Origin of the sequence: Methanoculleus sediminis, from assembly GCF_001017125.1 — an archaeon.
Lineage (GTDB): Archaea > Halobacteriota > Methanomicrobia > Methanomicrobiales > Methanoculleaceae > Methanoculleus > Methanoculleus sediminis.
In genome coordinates, this window is record NZ_JXOJ01000002.1 from 278343 (window position 1) to 293036 (window position 14694).

21 protein-coding genes are annotated in these 14694 nt (G+C 63.6%); 3 read left to right on the top strand and 18 right to left on the bottom strand.

Translation table 11 applies throughout. The annotated features are described in order from the left end of the window. Positions 1-2 precede the first annotated feature (2 nt). From SZ63_RS04185 to SZ63_RS04265, 17 genes are all read right to left on the bottom strand, one after another. Positions 3-1241 (bottom strand): tRNA pseudouridine(54/55) synthase Pus10, encoded by a 1239-nt coding sequence (locus SZ63_RS04185; RefSeq protein WP_048181661.1) that lies wholly within the window; start codon positions 1239-1241, stop codon positions 3-5. Next, positions 1241-1810 (bottom strand): tRNA (pseudouridine(54)-N(1))-methyltransferase TrmY, encoded by a 570-nt coding sequence (gene trmY, locus SZ63_RS04190; protein WP_048181664.1) that lies wholly within the window; start codon positions 1808-1810, stop codon positions 1241-1243. Before trmY ends, SZ63_RS04185 begins: the two co-directional genes overlap by 1 nt. After that, positions 1807-3138 carry a signal recognition particle protein Srp54 gene (locus SZ63_RS04195; RefSeq protein ID WP_048181667.1) on the bottom strand — a complete coding sequence of 444 codons (1332 nt, stop codon included), beginning with the start codon at positions 3136-3138 and terminating at the stop codon, positions 1807-1809. Before SZ63_RS04195 ends, trmY begins: the two co-directional genes overlap by 4 nt. Further along, on the bottom strand, positions 3138-4229 hold the full coding sequence (gene ftsY / locus SZ63_RS04200; protein ID WP_048181670.1) for a signal recognition particle-docking protein FtsY: 1092 nt from the start codon (positions 4227-4229) through the stop codon (positions 3138-3140). Before ftsY ends, SZ63_RS04195 begins: the two co-directional genes overlap by 1 nt. Beyond that, positions 4229-4687 (bottom strand): prefoldin subunit alpha, encoded by a 459-nt coding sequence (gene pfdA, locus SZ63_RS04205; RefSeq protein WP_394298770.1) that lies wholly within the window; start codon positions 4685-4687, stop codon positions 4229-4231. Before pfdA ends, ftsY begins: the two co-directional genes overlap by 1 nt. Beyond that, a complete protein-coding gene (rpl18a, locus tag SZ63_RS04210; RefSeq protein ID WP_011844802.1) occupies positions 4680-4871 on the bottom strand; it encodes a 50S ribosomal protein L18Ae in 192 nt (63 codons plus the stop codon). Before rpl18a ends, pfdA begins: the two co-directional genes overlap by 8 nt. Before the next feature lie 7 nt (positions 4872-4878). After that, positions 4879-5541, bottom strand: coding sequence for a translation initiation factor IF-6 (locus tag SZ63_RS04215; RefSeq protein ID WP_048181676.1), 663 nt, complete (start codon positions 5539-5541; stop codon positions 4879-4881). A gap of 1 nt (position 5542) precedes the next feature. Continuing rightward, positions 5543-5806, bottom strand: a complete 264-nt coding sequence (locus tag SZ63_RS04220; RefSeq protein WP_011844804.1) for a 50S ribosomal protein L31e — start codon at positions 5804-5806, stop codon at positions 5543-5545. A 4-nt stretch (positions 5807-5810) separates the two neighbouring features. Next, on the bottom strand, positions 5811-5963 hold the full coding sequence (locus SZ63_RS04225; RefSeq protein WP_011844805.1) for a 50S ribosomal protein L39e: 153 nt from the start codon (positions 5961-5963) through the stop codon (positions 5811-5813). Positions 5964-5983: 20 nt separating this feature from the next. Then, entirely contained in the window at positions 5984-6574 is a 591-nt protein-coding gene (locus tag SZ63_RS04230; RefSeq protein WP_048181679.1) for a DUF7411 family protein, read from the bottom strand. Then, positions 6574-6912, bottom strand: a complete 339-nt coding sequence (locus SZ63_RS04235) for a DNA-binding protein (protein WP_048181682.1) — start codon at positions 6910-6912, stop codon at positions 6574-6576. Before SZ63_RS04235 ends, SZ63_RS04230 begins: the two co-directional genes overlap by 1 nt. 19 nt (positions 6913-6931) lie before the next feature. After that, the gene (locus SZ63_RS04240) at positions 6932-7381 is read right to left on the bottom strand and encodes a 30S ribosomal protein S19e (RefSeq protein WP_048181685.1); all 450 of its coding nucleotides are present in this window, start codon (positions 7379-7381) and stop codon (positions 6932-6934) included. A 51-nt stretch (positions 7382-7432) separates the two neighbouring features. Beyond that, positions 7433-7693, bottom strand: a complete 261-nt coding sequence (locus tag SZ63_RS04245) for a YhbY family RNA-binding protein (protein ID WP_048181688.1) — start codon at positions 7691-7693, stop codon at positions 7433-7435. Next, positions 7690-8007: a ribonuclease P protein component 4 gene (locus tag SZ63_RS04250; RefSeq protein WP_048181691.1), complete on the bottom strand. Its 318-nt coding sequence runs from the start codon at positions 8005-8007 to the stop codon at positions 7690-7692. The genes SZ63_RS04245 and SZ63_RS04250 overlap by 4 nt, the downstream gene beginning before the upstream one ends. Before the next feature lie 71 nt (positions 8008-8078). Then, positions 8079-8705 carry a phosphoribosylglycinamide formyltransferase gene (purN, locus tag SZ63_RS04255; protein WP_048181695.1) on the bottom strand — a complete coding sequence of 209 codons (627 nt, stop codon included), beginning with the start codon at positions 8703-8705 and terminating at the stop codon, positions 8079-8081. 21 nt (positions 8706-8726) lie between these two features. After that, positions 8727-10007, bottom strand: coding sequence for a hemolysin family protein (locus SZ63_RS04260; RefSeq protein WP_048181700.1), 1281 nt, complete (start codon positions 10005-10007; stop codon positions 8727-8729). Between the two features lie 95 nt (positions 10008-10102). Beyond that, positions 10103-10927 carry a sugar phosphate isomerase/epimerase family protein gene (locus SZ63_RS04265; RefSeq protein ID WP_048181703.1) on the bottom strand — a complete coding sequence of 275 codons (825 nt, stop codon included), beginning with the start codon at positions 10925-10927 and terminating at the stop codon, positions 10103-10105. Between the two features lie 39 nt (positions 10928-10966). On the opposite strand from SZ63_RS04265, the gene xseA reads away from it, so the two are divergent. Together xseA and xseB are read left to right on the top strand one after the other, a co-directional pair. Then, the gene (gene xseA, locus SZ63_RS04270; protein WP_241481238.1) at positions 10967-12214 is read left to right on the top strand and encodes an exodeoxyribonuclease VII large subunit; all 1248 of its coding nucleotides are present in this window, start codon (positions 10967-10969) and stop codon (positions 12212-12214) included. Then, a complete protein-coding gene (gene xseB / locus SZ63_RS04275; RefSeq protein ID WP_048181707.1) occupies positions 12198-12383 on the top strand; it encodes an exodeoxyribonuclease VII small subunit in 186 nt (61 codons plus the stop codon). Before xseA ends, xseB begins: the two co-directional genes overlap by 17 nt. Here xseB and SZ63_RS12360 read toward each other — a convergent pair. Continuing rightward, positions 12358-14313, bottom strand: coding sequence for a PAS domain S-box protein (locus tag SZ63_RS12360; protein WP_052959054.1), 1956 nt, complete (start codon positions 14311-14313; stop codon positions 12358-12360). The genes xseB and SZ63_RS12360 overlap by 26 nt on opposite strands. A 138-nt stretch (positions 14314-14451) precedes the next feature. Here SZ63_RS12360 and SZ63_RS04285 point away from each other — a divergent pair, with 138 nt between their 5' ends. Next, the gene (locus SZ63_RS04285) at positions 14452-14640 is read left to right on the top strand and encodes a hypothetical protein (RefSeq protein WP_156168359.1); all 189 of its coding nucleotides are present in this window, start codon (positions 14452-14454) and stop codon (positions 14638-14640) included. The last annotated feature ends 54 nt before the right edge of the window (positions 14641-14694 follow it).

Here is a 14694-nt window from a genome sequence, read left to right on the forward strand (position 1 = left end):
GATTACTCACCATACTCGTTTGCTGTTGTGACCAGCACCACATCGAGGCTGACAACACTTGCGGTGCGCCCCAGGATCTGGGCAAGGCTGGGCTGGGTTCTGCCGCTGTCACCCGATACCAGTTCTTTGATGTACAGGCCCGCTTCGCCGACGACTTCCACCCAGTATCTGCCGTCGACGCTACCCGTGCATTCGATATCGAGGACCTGCCGTTCCCGAACTTTATCTGCCCGTCGGTGTGACACCCTATTCGGGGTGCGCTGCCGTATCGTTACACCTTTTAACTGATCGAGGGCCGCCCTGAACTCATCTGGGGTTACAGAACCGTCGATCTCGACCAGGATCCTGTATTTTTTATGCGCTTTGTCGGATTTAAGGCTTTGCACCATCTTCCGATCCGCCCATCCTTCGAGGTGAACCGCCACCCGTTCGGCGGCCTCCCGGTTGATCTCCGCTTCAAGCGCCGCGAGATCCACCGAACGTTTCCGCGGCTCCTCGATCTCCATCACGAAGGGGCGGCCCGACCCGAGCATCCGGGCGTCGATATCCTCCCGGCCGGCACCGTGCAGGACGGCGTTTGCTGCGTTAAAAGCCTCGATCGCCGGCCGGCCGATCAGTTCCTCGACGGAGTCGGCGTACTGCTTGCCGGTGAAGTTACATTTCTCGCATCCCGCACCGCGGCACGCCCGGCAGTCCCAGTGGGTCTGGGGGATGCCGCGCTCGTACTTCAGGTAGCGGCCGGAGAAGAAGACGGGGTTGACCTGCACCTCGACGGTGCCTTCCCCGAGATCGAGGATCGCGACGACGTCGGGCTTCTTGAGGTCGGCCGTCTTTCCCGATAGGGCCGAGACGGCTTTTCCGACCTCCCGGTTCATCTCGGCCTTCAGCGGTTCGGGGTCGCGGAGCGAGAGATCGCTCCAGACCATCTCCTCGCTCTCCGCGACGAGCGGCGGCACCTTCGTCCCGATAAGGAACGTTGAAAACTCGATACCGTCCAGTGCCTCGATCACCCTCTTCGCCCAGTCTTCGGTGCGGGAGAGTTCGCCGGCGCATATCCAGCAGGAATCCGGGTCCGGTTCATGGTGCGGCTCGTTTGCCGCAATCTCGTGCGCGATCCGGAGAGCCCTGCCCCGCTCCTCGTTCGTAAGCCCAAACGACCGCTTGCCGAAGAACCGCCCGAGGCAGTGGTTGCAGGTATCGCCGTATCCAAGAATTGCTTCTACCTCTTGTATGATATCCATCAGGATTCCCTCCGGTCCATCTCGTTTAAGAGGACGGTGATCGTGTGATCGGCGTGCAGCGACCGCGGCCCGACCGAGTAGCGGGGGTAGCCCGCGATCGAAGCCTCCTCCTCCGCGGTGAAGTTGTGGTGATCCGAGAGGAGATAGTTCTCCGGGAGATCGGGTGCCGCCCTGACGTCCTCGCCCGCCTCGTCGAGCACCGCGAACGGGATCTCGGCAAGCAGCCGGGAGAGCCCGCCGCGGCGGACGTAGACGCCCGGGGTCGACTCCCGGAACTCGTCCCCGCAGGGGATCGAGAGCGCCTTCTTGATCAGGGCGGCGCTGCTCCGCTCGTCCGGCGAGAGATGCCTGACCCCGGCGCCGCGAAAGAGGACGGTCTTCTCGGGCCCGGGCTCGCCGCAGAGGATGAGGTAGCACTCGACGTCGCGGCGCAGATCGTGAGAGAGGAAGAACGAGGAGTTGACGGAGCGGCAGAGGACGTCCATCCTCCCGCCGCTCCCGGGCAGATCGTTGAGGCTGAAGGTGCCGCTCGTCACGGCAAGGTGGCCCACGACGGCAAACCGTTTCATCTACTAGGTCCACCGAACTTCTTCATCATGCGCTGCATGTTGAACTTGCCGCCGCCCATGCCCCGCATGCCTTTTAAGGCACGCTGCATGATCTTGTAGTACTTGATGAGGTCGCGGACGTCGTCGGGCGTCACGCCGGCGCCCCGGGCGATTCGCTGGACCCGGGAACTCCCGATCATCGACGGGTCGTCGAGTTCCGGGGGCGTCATCGAGTCCATGATCACCTTGTAGCGCTGCATCTTCGTGCTGGTGATGTCGTAGGCGTCGTCCGGGATCTGCATGCCGCCGAGGGGGAGCATGCTCATGATCTGCTTCAGGGGCCCCATCTTGTTCAGGGCCTCGAGCTGCTTGTACATGTCCCGGAGCGTGAACTTGCCCTTGAGCATCGCGTTGACGTCGAGATCCTCGCCCGAGACCGCCTCCTCCGCCCGCTCCACGAGCGCTTTCAGGTCGCCCATCCCGAGCAGCCGGGAGATGAATCCGTCCGGGTCGAACCGCTCGAGGTCTTCGATCGTCTCGCCGCTCCCGATGAAGACGATGCCGCTCTGCGTCTCGGCAACCGCCGAGAGAGAGCCGCCGCCTTTCGCCGTGCCGTCCATCTTCGTCACGAGGACGCCGTCGATCCCGATCGCCTCGTGGAACCGGCGGGCCTGCTCGCTCGCCTGCTGGCCGAGCGCCGCGTCGATCACGAGCCACCTGTGGTCGGCGTGCGAGATCTCGTTGATGTTGACGATCTCCTCGATCAGGTTATCCTCAAGGGCGTGCCGCCCCTGGGTGTCGATGATGATGACTTCGTAGAGCTTGCGGTACTTCGGGAGGCCTTCCCGGACGATCTTGAGCGCGTCGGGCTCCTTCGGATCCCCGAAGCACGGGACGCTGATCCGGTCGCAGAGCGTCTTCAACTGTTCGTAGGCGCCCGGCCGGAAGGTGTCTGCGCAGATCACCCCGACCCGGAGCCCCTTGCGCTGGAAGTAGCGGGCGAGTTTCGCCGTCGTCGTAGTCTTCCCGCTCCCCTGCAGCCCCGCCATCAGGATCGTCTGCGGCTCGAGCGCCACCTCGCCGGGGGTTCCCATCAGCCTGACGAGTTCCTGGTAGACGATCCGCAGAACGTGCTCCCGCACGCCCATCCCCTTCGGGGGTTCCTCCTCGAGGGCGCGCTGCTTGATCGCCTGGGAGAGGTGCATCACGAGTTTGACGTTGACGTCGGCGGAGAGGAGCGCCCGCTGCAGGTCGCGCACCAGTTCGTCGACCGCCGCCCGGTCGATCACCGTCTTGCCGGCGAGTTTCTTGACGGCGTCCTTTAAGGACGTGCCGAGGTTATCGAGCATCAGGCTTCATCTCCCAGAAGTTCGTTCACCACCGCCCGGGGCTGAAACGGCATGATATCGTCGTAGCCCTGGCCGGTCCCGAGGAAAATGATCGGTTTTCCGACGGTATGCGCGACCGATATCGCCGCGCCGCCCTTCGGATCCATATCCGCCTTCGTCAGGACGACCGCGTCGGTGCCGACGGCCTTGTTGAACTCGTCGGCCCGGATGACCGCGTCGTTGCCCGCAACCGCCTCGTCGACGTAGACGACGAGATCGGGCTTCATGACCCGCCGGATCTTCTCGAGCTGGTTCATGAGGTTCGCCCGGTTGTGGAACCGGCCGGCCGTATCGGCGAGGACGACGTCGATATCGTGCGCCTTCGCGTACTGGACGGCGTCGAAGAGAACCGCGGAGGGGTCGGCGCCCGCCTGGTGCTGGATCGTCTTGATCCCGAGGCGGTCGGCGTGGGTCCGGATCTGCTCGATCGCACCCGCACGGAAGGTGTCGCCTGCGCCGATCACGACCGTAAAGCCGTTCTTCTGCAGGTACTGCCCGACTTTCGCGACGGTCGTCGTCTTGCCGGTCCCGTTCACTCCGGTGAAGAGGATCTTCACCGGCCGCTCGTGCTCGCGGATGTAGCGCGAGAGGTCGAGCCCCTCCCCCAGCACCCCGCAGAGCGCGGAGCGCAGGGTCGAGACGACCAGGTCGTCGACCGAGGCGCCGATCTTACGGCGTCTGCCCACGAGATCGCGGCGCATCCGGGCGATGATCTCGTCCGTGACCGGGAGTGCGACGTCGTTTTCGAGAAGCACCATCTCGAGTTCGAAGAGCGGCTCCTCGACATCCTTCTCCTGGAGGAGAACCTCCCGCTCCCGGACGAGGACTTTCACCTTCTCAAAAAACGTAGGGCTCTCCCGGCCCTCGTGCACCGGCTCCTCCGCGGCCTCTGCTTCAGGCCGGGCGGCGGGGGTGGAGACGGGTTCTTCCGTCTCCGCTCCCTCCGGCAGTTCTGCAACCTGCGGCTCCGGTTCGGCCCCGGCAGCATCCTCGATATTCGAGGCGAATTTGGTCCTGATATTCTGAAGTTTTTTCTTTAAGGAATCAAACATTATGAACTTCCGCCCTGGCCCGCCTGGGCCTGCCGGGCCCCCCGGTACGCCGCCTCGAGGCGCCGGGAGATCTCCGTTGCCTGGCCCTGCAGTTGTTCGACCGAACCCGCGACCTTCTTCGCGAGCGCCTCAAGTTCGGTTATCCGATCCTCCAGATACTCCACCGCATCCGCGGTGGCCCTCTCGACGGAGACATCCGCCCCGATGTTCACGAGAACGTGACCGGCGTCGAGCACCTTCACCCGGAGGTACGCGCCTCCGCCGATGGGGAGAAGGACGGCACCGTCCGCGTTCTCCTGGAGAGCGCGGAGGGTCTCGATGGCGGCGGTGCCCTCAAGCCGCTGCTGCTCGATCATCGAGAGCTGCTGCGTCATGAGTTCTATCTGCTGTCCGTACTCGTTCAGGTACATCTGGAGGGTCTGTATCTCGCGAGGATCTGCCTGATTCACGTTATTCACCAGCTACTACGTTAACCGATTCGATAGTGATATAACTTCTCTTCAGGCGGTGTTTGCTCCCGATATCGGTAAGAACCTTCTCTTTTGCCTGGTTCTCGTTCGGGGCGCCGACGACCTTGCGGTACGGTTTCCACTCGTTGTTGATCTTGCACGCGCCTACAACTTCAAACGTCTGGTTCTCCATGATAATATCACTCCAAAAACCCAAAGACTTCTTCTATTCGTCCCAGTTCAAACCCGGTCGTGACGGACCCTGCGACGTAGCCCTTGCTGTTTGCAAGGAGCCCGGTACCCACGAGACCGCTTCCCATGTTGACCGACCCGAGCCCGATCGGGAGCTTGACGACCCGTTCGAGGTTCGCGAGCTCCGTATCGTTGGCTCTCGGGTGGACAAGGACACCTTTGTTCGTCGCGAACCCGGCCATGCCGACGGTCTTGATACCGCCGAGCGTTAGCCGGACCACCGGCACCCCGAGGAACGACCCGATCTCTTCGGCAACATCGAACGGCATCTCGGGGTGGACGGCGGCAACGCAATCGTTTGCGAGAATAACGTTGCCGGCCGCGTTCATAGCCCCCTCGAGCAGGAATATGTCCCGGTACTCGTTCAAGGCCGCCAGTTCCTCGTCGGCGGCGAGGCCGCTGACAACAAGACCACGGCTGTTTCCGGCAACGAGCGAACCGATGATGCTGCTTCCCTGGATAAAGGTGCTCACGATCTCGACGTCGAGTTCCCGCGCGAGGGCCGCGGTGAACTCCGCGGGCGCCCCGGGGTATACGATCGCTATATCCTCAAAGACTCGGGCATAAACGCCGATGTTCGGATCGCCGGCGAGATCGATCGTCCCCGTCATTTCACTCCTCGGCGAGCTCGGCCTGGACCTGCCCGTCCTCGAACTTCATCGCGCGGACGCGAATCTTTCGCGGTGGCTTGGAACTTCCGTTCTCCCAGACCTTCTCGTTGATGCTCTTATCGAGTTTGACGTCCTCGCTCTTCATATGCCGCACGAGAAACGCCCTGATATCCTTGATCGCGGTGTTGCCCCGCTTCCACCGGGGTGCACGCTTCACCTCGCGGAGGGGGATGATATAGATATGCTCCTTCAACGCTTCTGCCATAACCTTACACCTTCAGGGAACTCCGTCTCCAGTTGCGCCGCTTCGGATGGGACGCAACCGCACGGTTGGTCTTGATCATCACCCATGCAGGCACGCGGCGATTCTGCTCGCATGCCTTTGCCAGCCGGATCTTCCGGCCCTTCATCAATTTGCTCATAATGTTCACTCTCGTAATATTCAGGTCTCTCTCCTCGCGACCACCAGCGACTGCAGGTGCCGGGAGGGGAAGAACGACGCCGGATCGATGCCGCGAGCGCACAGCGCGCTCCTTAGCTCCCCTTCGTAGTCGCCGTTCCCGATGTTGCCCGTCTCCCCGTATCGCACCACGAGCAGCCGTTCTGCGAGACGTTCCACCTCCGCTTTCCCGTAACCGAGGAGCGGCCGGACGTAGGAGCAGCCGGTTGTCATCTCCAGGTGCTGGACCTCGGAGCGTTCGAGCCGGGGAACCCGGTCTTCCCGGCGGGTGCCGTCGCCGACCACCGCATACTCGGCCGAAAGGGTCTCGACCGCCGTCCGGTGAACCATGTCGATTGCGTCGTTCGGGTACCCGCACGTTAGAAGCAGGTCGACGGCCTCGCGAAGGAGATCCTTCCCGAGCACCCTTCGCTTGAAGGGAAGTCCCAGGGCGGCCGCTGCGGCCCGCACCTCCGGAACCTCGCGGTCGGGATCGAATACACAGGTATTCAGTTCCACGCCGTAATCGCGCGCGAGCATGATTGCCGCGAGCGCGCTGTCTTTCCCGCCCGAGAAGAGCACACCTGCTTCCATTATTTCCGCGTAATCCTGAACTCTTTCTTCGACGGCGTCAGCTGGGCAAGCAGGGCTTTCAGCTGCTCGTCGGTGATCCGCTGCCTGACCCTGCCGCTCTGGGCGAGCATCACCAGCTGCTGCTCGACCGCTTTTGCAAACTCCGGCCGGGTCAACTTGATGGTATTGAGTCTCTCCCTCGCTTCAGGTTCGAGGATCTCCATGAGCGCGGCACGGACCTGCGCATCGATCTGCTGCTGGCGTGCGGCCTCGTCCTCCATAGCCTGCTGATCCATCGCCTGCCGCTGCATCTGTTCCATCCTGCGGCGGCGGAGTTCGGCGAGTTCGTCGTCTACCATCTGTCATGCCTCCTGTCGATCAGTACTTCGCAAGGCCCGGGGCGGTTGCGGCGGCCTCTGCTTTCAGGCCGTTCGCAACGTTGTCGAGGAAAGACCTGCCCGCCGGGGTTACCGTGCGCCCCCCACTACCGTGGGCGACGTATCCGGCCGCTTCGAGCTGCTGGAAGATCTTCCGGACGATCGACCCGCTCCCCCGCTTGAACCGGTTCGGAGCCGAGCCGCGGTCGTGCTTGCCGCCGTAGGCGGAGCGCATTCTCTGGATACCGACGGGGCCGTCGGTGTAGATCCGCCGGAATACCGCCGCTGCACGCACGTACCACCAGTCGTCATTCTCGGGGGGCATCTCTTTGTGTACCCCCGTCTTTGCAAAAGCGGCCCAGTCGGGGGGCTGAATCTGCGAATTTTTCTTGAGTTCTTCTGCCACCTGCCGGATGAGCATATCGGCAGGGATGTCATATACAGTCGTCATAGATGAACCTCACTCTCGCTAACAGTCTTTACATATTCGTCCAGTGATGTTTTATATATTTCGAGGACTGTGCCCGGGCGATCGGTTCCGCCGCTCCGTGAGGACGAGCGTCCGCCCCCGGACCTCGGCCAGGACCGCACCGGCCGACGCCGCTATCTCCTCCGGATCGACCTCGGTGTTCCGCAGCCATCTCACCTTGACGACCTTCCGGTCCTTGAGTTGCCGCCGGATCTCGTCGATCATGACGTTCGTGATGCCGCGTTTCCCGATCCAGATGGTGGGCTTGAGATCCTGAAACGATTCTCTGCTCATTGCCGGGGCCTCCCGACCGGGAACCGGGAACGGTGCCCGCAGGCAAGACAGGTGACGACCACGCGGCCCCGGTGAACCCTGACCCGGGCGTTCGACCCCGGGACAAGGTAGGCGTAGCACCGGCGGCAGAAGCGGCGTTTCAGCGGGCGTTCTATCCGAATCCGATGACGCATCCCGATCTTGCGGGCCAGTTCCACGCACCGGTTGCTCCTGTCGGGGCTTTCCGGGTAGAACTCCGCTGCACGCGCAAAGAGAACGGCGATCCTCTCGCGGGCAAGTCTCCGGGAGCCTGATTTACGTGTAGTATCTGCCATGGTGCGATCCGTTTCAGTGGTGGGTCTTGAGGTTGGAGGCGTGAGAATATATAAGAAATTGATGGCCGCGGTCAACGGACCCGCACACGCCGGCCGTCGGCCTCCAGGCGGCCTTCGCAGAAGAGTTTCACGGCGAGCGGGAGAGCTTCGTGCTCTTCTGCGAGGATTCGGTCGGCGAGCGTCGTCTCGTCGTCGTCCGGGAGGACCGGCACGCACCGCTGGACAACGATGGGCCCGGTATCCATCCCCTCGTCGACCAGGTGGACGGTACAGCCCGCGACCTTCACCCCGTACTCGATCGCCTGCCTCTGCGCGTGCAGCCCCGAGAACGCCGGGAGCAGGGCGGGATGGATGTTCATCATCCTGCCCGAGAACTCGCGGACGATCCCGAACCCGAGGATCCGCATGTAGCCGGCGAGGACGAAGAGATCGGCCCGGCAGGCCCGCATCGCGGATAAAAGTGCCTCCTCGTATGCGGCCTTCGCCGGGAACCGCGCGTAGTCGACGACCGTCACCGGGATACCGGCGCTCTTCGCCCGCTCTATCGCGTACGCCCCCGGGTTGTCGGTGACGAGCCCGACGCAGATCCCCGGGATCGTTCCCGCCGCAATGGCATCGATCACCGCCTGAAAGTTCGATCCTCTCCCCGAGGCGAGGAACGCAATCCGTTTCTTATCGACAGATCTCTCTGGACTCATAACTACCATTCTCCGGACATCCTACCGGGCCTCGCCCGACGTGTTCTGAGGCGCGATGATCAGTTTCACCTTGACGATCCGCCGGCCCCGCATCTGCATCACCACCAGCATGATGTTGCTCTCCTCGATCTTGACCACCTCGCCGCGGCGGGGGATGTGCCCCAGCCGGTCGATGACGAGGCCGCCGATGCTCTCGTAGGTATCGGTCAGCGGGAGAGCGAGGTCCAGGTCATCGTTGAGGTGCTCCACCCAGGCCCGCGCATCGACCAGATAGACACCGTCCTCGATCTGCTGCACCTCGGGCTCCTCCTCGTCGAACTCGTCCATGATCTCGCCGACCAGTTCCTCGAGCATGTCTTCGACGGTCACGATCCCGGCAAACGAGCCGTACTCGTCGAGGACGACCGCCATATGCTGCTTCTTCACCTGAAGCTCCTTTAAGAGCTCGTCGATCTTCTTGCTCTCGGGAACAAAGTAAGGCTCGTACATCAGGTTCCCGATCGTCGCGCTCGTCTGCTGCCGGAAGACTGCCGAGAAGACGTCTTTCACGTTCAGGAGCCCGACGACGTTGTCGATCTGTTCGTGGTAGACCGGTATCCGGGAGAAACCCGTCTCGTTGAAGATGGAGAGGGCGTTCTCGAGCGTGGACACGTCCTCGACCATGACGACGTCCACCCGCGGCGTCATCACCTCGCGGACCGTCGTGTCTCCAAAGCGCAGTACCGAGTAGAGCATGTCCCGCTCCTCCTCCTCGATGGTGCCCTCCTCCTCGCCGACGTCGATCCACTCCTTGATCTCCTCCTCGGTGACGACCGGCTCGGTCACACCGGGCCTGAAGGCGAACTGCCGCTTGATGCGGTCCGCGACCCAGAGCACCGGGTAGAGCACTCTCGAGAGGTAAAGGATCGGCCGGGCGACGCGGAGCGCGAGTGCCTCGGTGTGCCGGGAGGCGTACATCTTCGGCCCGATCTCCCCAAAGACCAGCATCAGGATGACCGTGACGCCGGTCGCTATCCCGATACCGACGTCGCCGTAGGCGGCGATGGCGATCGCGGTCGCGAGCGATGCCGCGGCTATGTTGACGATGTTGTTCCCGATCAGGATGGTGATCAGGAGGGCGTCGGTCGATCGTTTCAGCGTATCGAGTGCTTTCGCTCCTTTCCTACCCTGATTTAAGAGGGCGCGGACTTTCGCCCGGGTTATCGATATGAGGGCGACTTCCGAACTCGAGAAGAAGCCCGAAAGGAGCAGACAAACAATGAATAAAATGATCTCTATGGTTAGAAGGTCTACGACTACCATTTACTCCACGCCGCATCAAGCGGCAGCATCCGGTATTGATTGATTCCCGGCATTTTATGAATTATGTCGCGCGCAGATGTTATAAAACCAGCGCTTCACGGGAATACCTCTCGTAGCGCCTCCGATTCACGCGAGAGAAGCACGACCTTCTCCTCGGACGAGAGCGCCCCGGGAAAGACCATGTCCTCGAGTTCCAGCGTGAGGTATCCGCCGTAGCCCCGGTCGGCAAGTTCCGCAAGCACCCGCAATGCCTCCGGATCATCATGGATGGGGTGGTGGGGCCGCCCGTTCCCGCCGAGCGCGCTGACGTGGACGTTGACCGTTCGTTCGATGCAGAGGTCGATGAACCGGATTACCTCGTCGCAGGACGTCATCATGGCGTGTCCCATATCCAGCGTGAACCAGAGCCAGGGTTCCCGCTCGAGCACCTCGGCGGCATCTTCCGCCGTCGAGAGGAGGGCGTTGACCCGGGGCTCCAAGTTCTCGATCGCCACCTTCACCCGTGTTCCCTCGGCGACTTCGCGGAGCCGGGCGATATAGTCCTCGAACCGCCGGTAGTCGTAGGCGCTCGGGTGGCGTTTCGCCGTCCGCTTCCCCGGGTGGACGGTGACCACGGCGGCACCCATCCGCTCCGCCATCCGGACGGCCTCGACGGCGTAGTCGACCGAGATCTCGGCGACCCGTGGATTGATGGAGCAGGGGTTCAGGTCCAGCGACGGGGCGTGGACGGTGATCGGCGAGAGTTCCGGGTGGCCCGCGATGCACCGGCCAAGTTCGCCTTCAGGACGGTCGCGAAGCCAGAAGTGCGGCGTCTCGACCCAGAACTCAAGTGAATCAAGGCCGGATTCGGCGACGTAGTCGAAGATATGGTCGCAGGGATACTCGTGGAAGAACATGGTCGAGACGGCGAAACGACCCATAACACTACTTGATATAAACCATCGGTCTAATAGATTGTGATGATGCTCGGCGGTCATTCCACGGGCCCGGAGCGGTTCGGCACCCCGATCTTCGGGGTCTCGGAGGTCTCGGGGCTCATCTGCGACCTCCTCGACGACGCACGCCTGCGCCAGATCTGGGTGCGGGGGGAGGTGACCAACTACAAGAACCACGGCTCCGGCCACCGCTACTTCTCGCTCTCCGAGCAAAACGGAAGGGATTCCGCGGTGATCAACTGCGTTATGTGGCGCACCTCCGCTTCAACGCTCGCGTTCGCACCCAAAGACGGCATGGACGTCCTCGCCTGGGGATCCGTGGAGGTCTACGAGCCTCACGGCAGGTACCAGCTGATCGTCCGGGAGATGCTCCCGGCGGGCCTCGGCGAACGCCACCTCATGGTCGAGCGCTGGAAACAGGAACTCGACGCCGAAGGGCTCTTCGATCCCGGGCGGAAACGGCCTCTGCCCCTTTTCCCACGACGTATCGGCGTGGTCACCTCATCGACCGGCGCGGCGGTGAAGGATATCCTCTCGGTCATCTCCCGGCGCTACCCGGCGGAAGTCGTCCTCTCCCCGACGGCAGTCCAGGGGGAGGGGGCGCACGTCGAGATCGCGGAGGCGATCCGGCGGATCGACGGGCTTGTGGACGTGATCATCGTCGGGCGCGGCGGGGGGAGTTTCGAGGATCTCTTCCCCTTCAACCACCCGGACGTCGTGCGGGCCGTCGCGGCGTGCAGAACGCCGGTGATCAGCGCCGTCGGGCACGAGGTGGATACCGCCCTCTGCGACTTCGCCGCGGACCTCCGGGCGCCGACCCCGTCCGCGGCGGCGGAACGTGCGGTGCCGGAACGCCGGGAGGTGCTCCGGGAACTTGCCGGGTGCGAGGAGAGGATGCACCTGCTCGTCCACAGCCGCCTTGCCGCATCACAGAGCGAGGTCGAGGATCTCCGGGAGCGCATGCGCCCCGGACGGCTTGCGCGCCGCATCAACGAACGGATGCAGCGCCTCGCTGAACACGACGACCTGCTCCGCCGGGCGGCGGTCACCCGGATGCAGCGGGAACGCTCCGCCCTCACGGAGGTTCGCGCCAATCTCGAAGGAAAGAACCCGCTCGCGATCCTGGAGCGGGGATACTGCATCGTCGAGGCGGGCGGCAGGGTCGCGAGGAGCGCCGCGAGCCTCGCACCGGGCGAGCGCGTGACGATCAGGATGGTGGACGGCCGGGCGAAAGCCGTCGTGGAGGAGACAACGTATGACGAAGACCTTTGAAGAGATGCTGGAAGAACTGCGGGAAATTGTCCGGAAACTCGAAGACGGCGATACGAGCCTTGAGGAGAGCATCGCCATCTACGAACGGGGTGCGCTCCTCGTCAAACAGTGCGAGGACCTCCTCGGCACGGCCGAGATGAAACTTACCGAGCTTGGCCGCGACCGGTGAAGCGATAGAACCCCGGCGGGACGTCGATCTCGAATCGCACACCCTTCCCGGGCTCGCCGGTCTCCCGTATGGAGAGATCGGTGATGCCGAGGATCTCCCTGGTAAGAAAGAGCCCGAACCCGGTCTTCCGCCCGAACCCACGCTCGAAGAGGTTCTCTTTTGCTGCATGGGGAATGCCGATGCCGTCGTCTTCGTAGACAAGGCTGATCCCCCGGCCGGACTCTTCGGGATAGATGCGTATCCGGGTAACCCGTTCGCCGTGCCGGAGCGAGTTGTCGATGAGGTTTTCAAAGACCCGGACGATGAGCGGGTCGGCGTACACCTCCAGATCGCGCGTCCGTACCTCGACGGCAACCGGTCCCGGGTCAAGCCCCGCCGCCGCCTCGCGGACGATACGCCGGACATCCTGCCAGGCGGGAGCGGCCACGCCGACATCCCGGTATTCCGCGGTGAAGGCCATGTAGCGCCGGATGTCCCGGACGGCTTCTTCCTCCTTCCGACAGTACTCCAGCAGTTCCGGGTCGCTCACCTGCTCCCGGTAGAGGTCGAGGTAGCCGGAGAGGACGTTGAGCCGGTTTAAGATGTCGTGCCGGGTCACGTCGGAGAGGAGGTTGAGTTTCCGGTTCGCGAGGAGGAGCGCCTCCCCCGCCATCCGCGCATCGGTGATATCCCGCCCCACCGACTGGTACTCGACGGCGGAGCCTCCTTCGTCGAAGGCCGCCGTGTTTGTCCACTGCTGCCACCGGACCCTGCCGTCCGGCATGATCACCCGGTGCTCGACCGCCGATACCGGGTGGCCGGGGGTGAGGGACGCGAGGCTCTCCTGGATCCGGGCCTGGTCGTCGGGCGGGACGGTGAGGGCGTACCGCCGCCCGATGAGGTCGCTGCACGGGATGCCGAGGTAACGGCAATAGGCGTCGTTCGCAAAGGTGATGGTGCCGTCGGGGAGCCTGCGGCAGATCAACTCGGTCTGGCTCTCGACGACCATCCTGCACCGCTCCTCGCTCCGCCGGAGGGCAACTTCGGCCTCGCGCCGGGCCGTAATGTCCCGTATGTAGACGGAGACGCCCGCACGGGTGGGGACCGCACGCACCTCGAAGGCATGCTCCCGCCCGTGGAGGTCAAACCTGCATTCGCTCACGCCGGGCCGGCCGGTCTCTGCGATCTTTCGGAAAAACCCGATAACATCATCGTTCTGGAGTTCCGGGAACAGATGGTAGATGCTCTGTCCGACCGCTTCCTCCACCGGGCGGCCCGAGAGACGGGCGGCCGCCCGGTTCCAGGAGATGACGCGGCCGTCCCGGTCCAGGGCGAGAAATGCGTCGCTGACGTTCTCGGTCAGTTCCCGGTACCGGTCTTCGCTCTCCCGGAGGTCTTTCTCGACTCGCTTCTCTCCCGATATGTCGTGGAACACCCAGAGGTACTCGGTTGCACGGCCGCCGGAGCCGTAAGTTGCGGAAACGGCCGCGGTCGCCGGAACGGTGCCGCCGTCGGCGCGGACGAGCAGGAACTCCTGCGCCGGCAGATCCTCGCCCCGGCCGAGCGCTGCAACAGCCGACCGGAAAGCCGGAACGCTTCCCGGGTGGAGATGTACGCCGAGAGGCGACCCCTGCAGTCGGTCGGCAGCGATGCCGAGCAGGAGGGCCGCCGCCCGGTTCGCCTCCAGGACGATGCCGTCCGCGCCCGTGCAGAGGCAACCCGCCGGGAGGTCGAGAAATCGGTCGCGGTACCGCCGGTATGCGGCGTCGATGCTCCGGATATCGGCGATCAGCGCGTCGACCTGATCGTAGATCTCGGCGAGATCGGGTTTGAGCAGGAGCAGGTTCCCCACGGGAGCCGCATCTTCGCCGGCCCTGAGCGGGCGGAGGCGGCGGTCGAGATCCTCCAGGTGTTCGAGGAGGTCTTCGAGAGCCGGGGTGAGCGGTTGCATACCTGACCAGTTCCCCACACCCTGAATGCATAAACCTATCCCCGGCAGCTCACGGACGGGCACGCGGGTTCGGGAACCGGCCGTGATCGCGGAACTCCTTTCAAAGTGTATATCGCACAGAACGGCGCACCATGCATCGTGGTAGACGAGAAGGTGTGGGCGGTAATGACGGTCTTTGCTGTGGGCGTCGTCGTGATCCTGGATCTCCTGGGCGGTCTCCCGACGGGAGTGGTCCTGATCGTCGGGCTCTTCGCGGCGGTTCTGCTCCTCGGAATCGGCATACTGGTGCTCGGCGAGATCCGGGACGGGATGCGGGACGCCCGGTGAGGGAGGGCGCTCAAGAACATCGCACCTGATGGTGCTCAAACTCCCGGCTCGAAG

Bases quoted from the DNA above. Each gene is read 5' to 3' on its own strand.
- SZ63_RS04185 (WP_048181661.1), bottom strand. From the start codon at position 1,241: ATGGATATCATACAAGAGGTAGAAGCAATTCTTGGATACGGCGATACC.
- trmY (WP_048181664.1), bottom strand. From the start codon at position 1,810: ATGAAACGGTTTGCCGTCGTGGGCCACCTTGCCGTGACGAGCGGCACC.
- SZ63_RS04195 (WP_048181667.1), bottom strand. From the start codon at position 3,138: ATGCTCGATAACCTCGGCACGTCCTTAAAGGACGCCGTCAAGAAACTC.
- ftsY (WP_048181670.1), bottom strand. From the start codon at position 4,229: ATGTTTGATTCCTTAAAGAAAAAACTTCAGAATATCAGGACCAAATTC.
- rpl18a (WP_011844802.1), bottom strand. From the start codon at position 4,871: ATGGAGAACCAGACGTTTGAAGTTGTAGGCGCGTGCAAGATCAACAAC.
- SZ63_RS04215 (WP_048181676.1), bottom strand. From the start codon at position 5,541: ATGACGGGGACGATCGATCTCGCCGGCGATCCGAACATCGGCGTTTAT.
- SZ63_RS04220 (WP_011844804.1), bottom strand. From the start codon at position 5,806: ATGGCAGAAGCGTTGAAGGAGCATATCTATATCATCCCCCTCCGCGAG.
- SZ63_RS04225 (WP_011844805.1), bottom strand. From the start codon at position 5,963: ATGAGCAAATTGATGAAGGGCCGGAAGATCCGGCTGGCAAAGGCATGC.
- SZ63_RS04230 (WP_048181679.1), bottom strand. From the start codon at position 6,574: ATGGAAGCAGGTGTGCTCTTCTCGGGCGGGAAAGACAGCGCGCTCGCG.
- SZ63_RS04235 (WP_048181682.1), bottom strand. From the start codon at position 6,912: ATGGTAGACGACGAACTCGCCGAACTCCGCCGCCGCAGGATGGAACAG.
- SZ63_RS04240 (WP_048181685.1), bottom strand. From the start codon at position 7,381: ATGACGACTGTATATGACATCCCTGCCGATATGCTCATCCGGCAGGTG.
- SZ63_RS04245 (WP_048181688.1), bottom strand. From the start codon at position 7,693: ATGAGCAGAGAATCGTTTCAGGATCTCAAGCCCACCATCTGGATCGGG.
- SZ63_RS04250 (WP_048181691.1), bottom strand. From the start codon at position 8,007: ATGGCAGATACTACACGTAAATCAGGCTCCCGGAGACTTGCCCGCGAG.
- purN (WP_048181695.1), bottom strand. From the start codon at position 8,705: ATGAGTCCAGAGAGATCTGTCGATAAGAAACGGATTGCGTTCCTCGCC.
- SZ63_RS04260 (WP_048181700.1), bottom strand. From the start codon at position 10,007: ATGGTAGTCGTAGACCTTCTAACCATAGAGATCATTTTATTCATTGTT.
- SZ63_RS04265 (WP_048181703.1), bottom strand. From the start codon at position 10,927: ATGGGTCGTTTCGCCGTCTCGACCATGTTCTTCCACGAGTATCCCTGC.
- xseA (WP_241481238.1), top strand. From the start codon at position 10,967: ATGATGCTCGGCGGTCATTCCACGGGCCCGGAGCGGTTCGGCACCCCG.
- xseB (WP_048181707.1), top strand. From the start codon at position 12,198: ATGACGAAGACCTTTGAAGAGATGCTGGAAGAACTGCGGGAAATTGTC.
- SZ63_RS12360 (WP_052959054.1), bottom strand. From the start codon at position 14,313: ATGCAACCGCTCACCCCGGCTCTCGAAGACCTCCTCGAACACCTGGAG.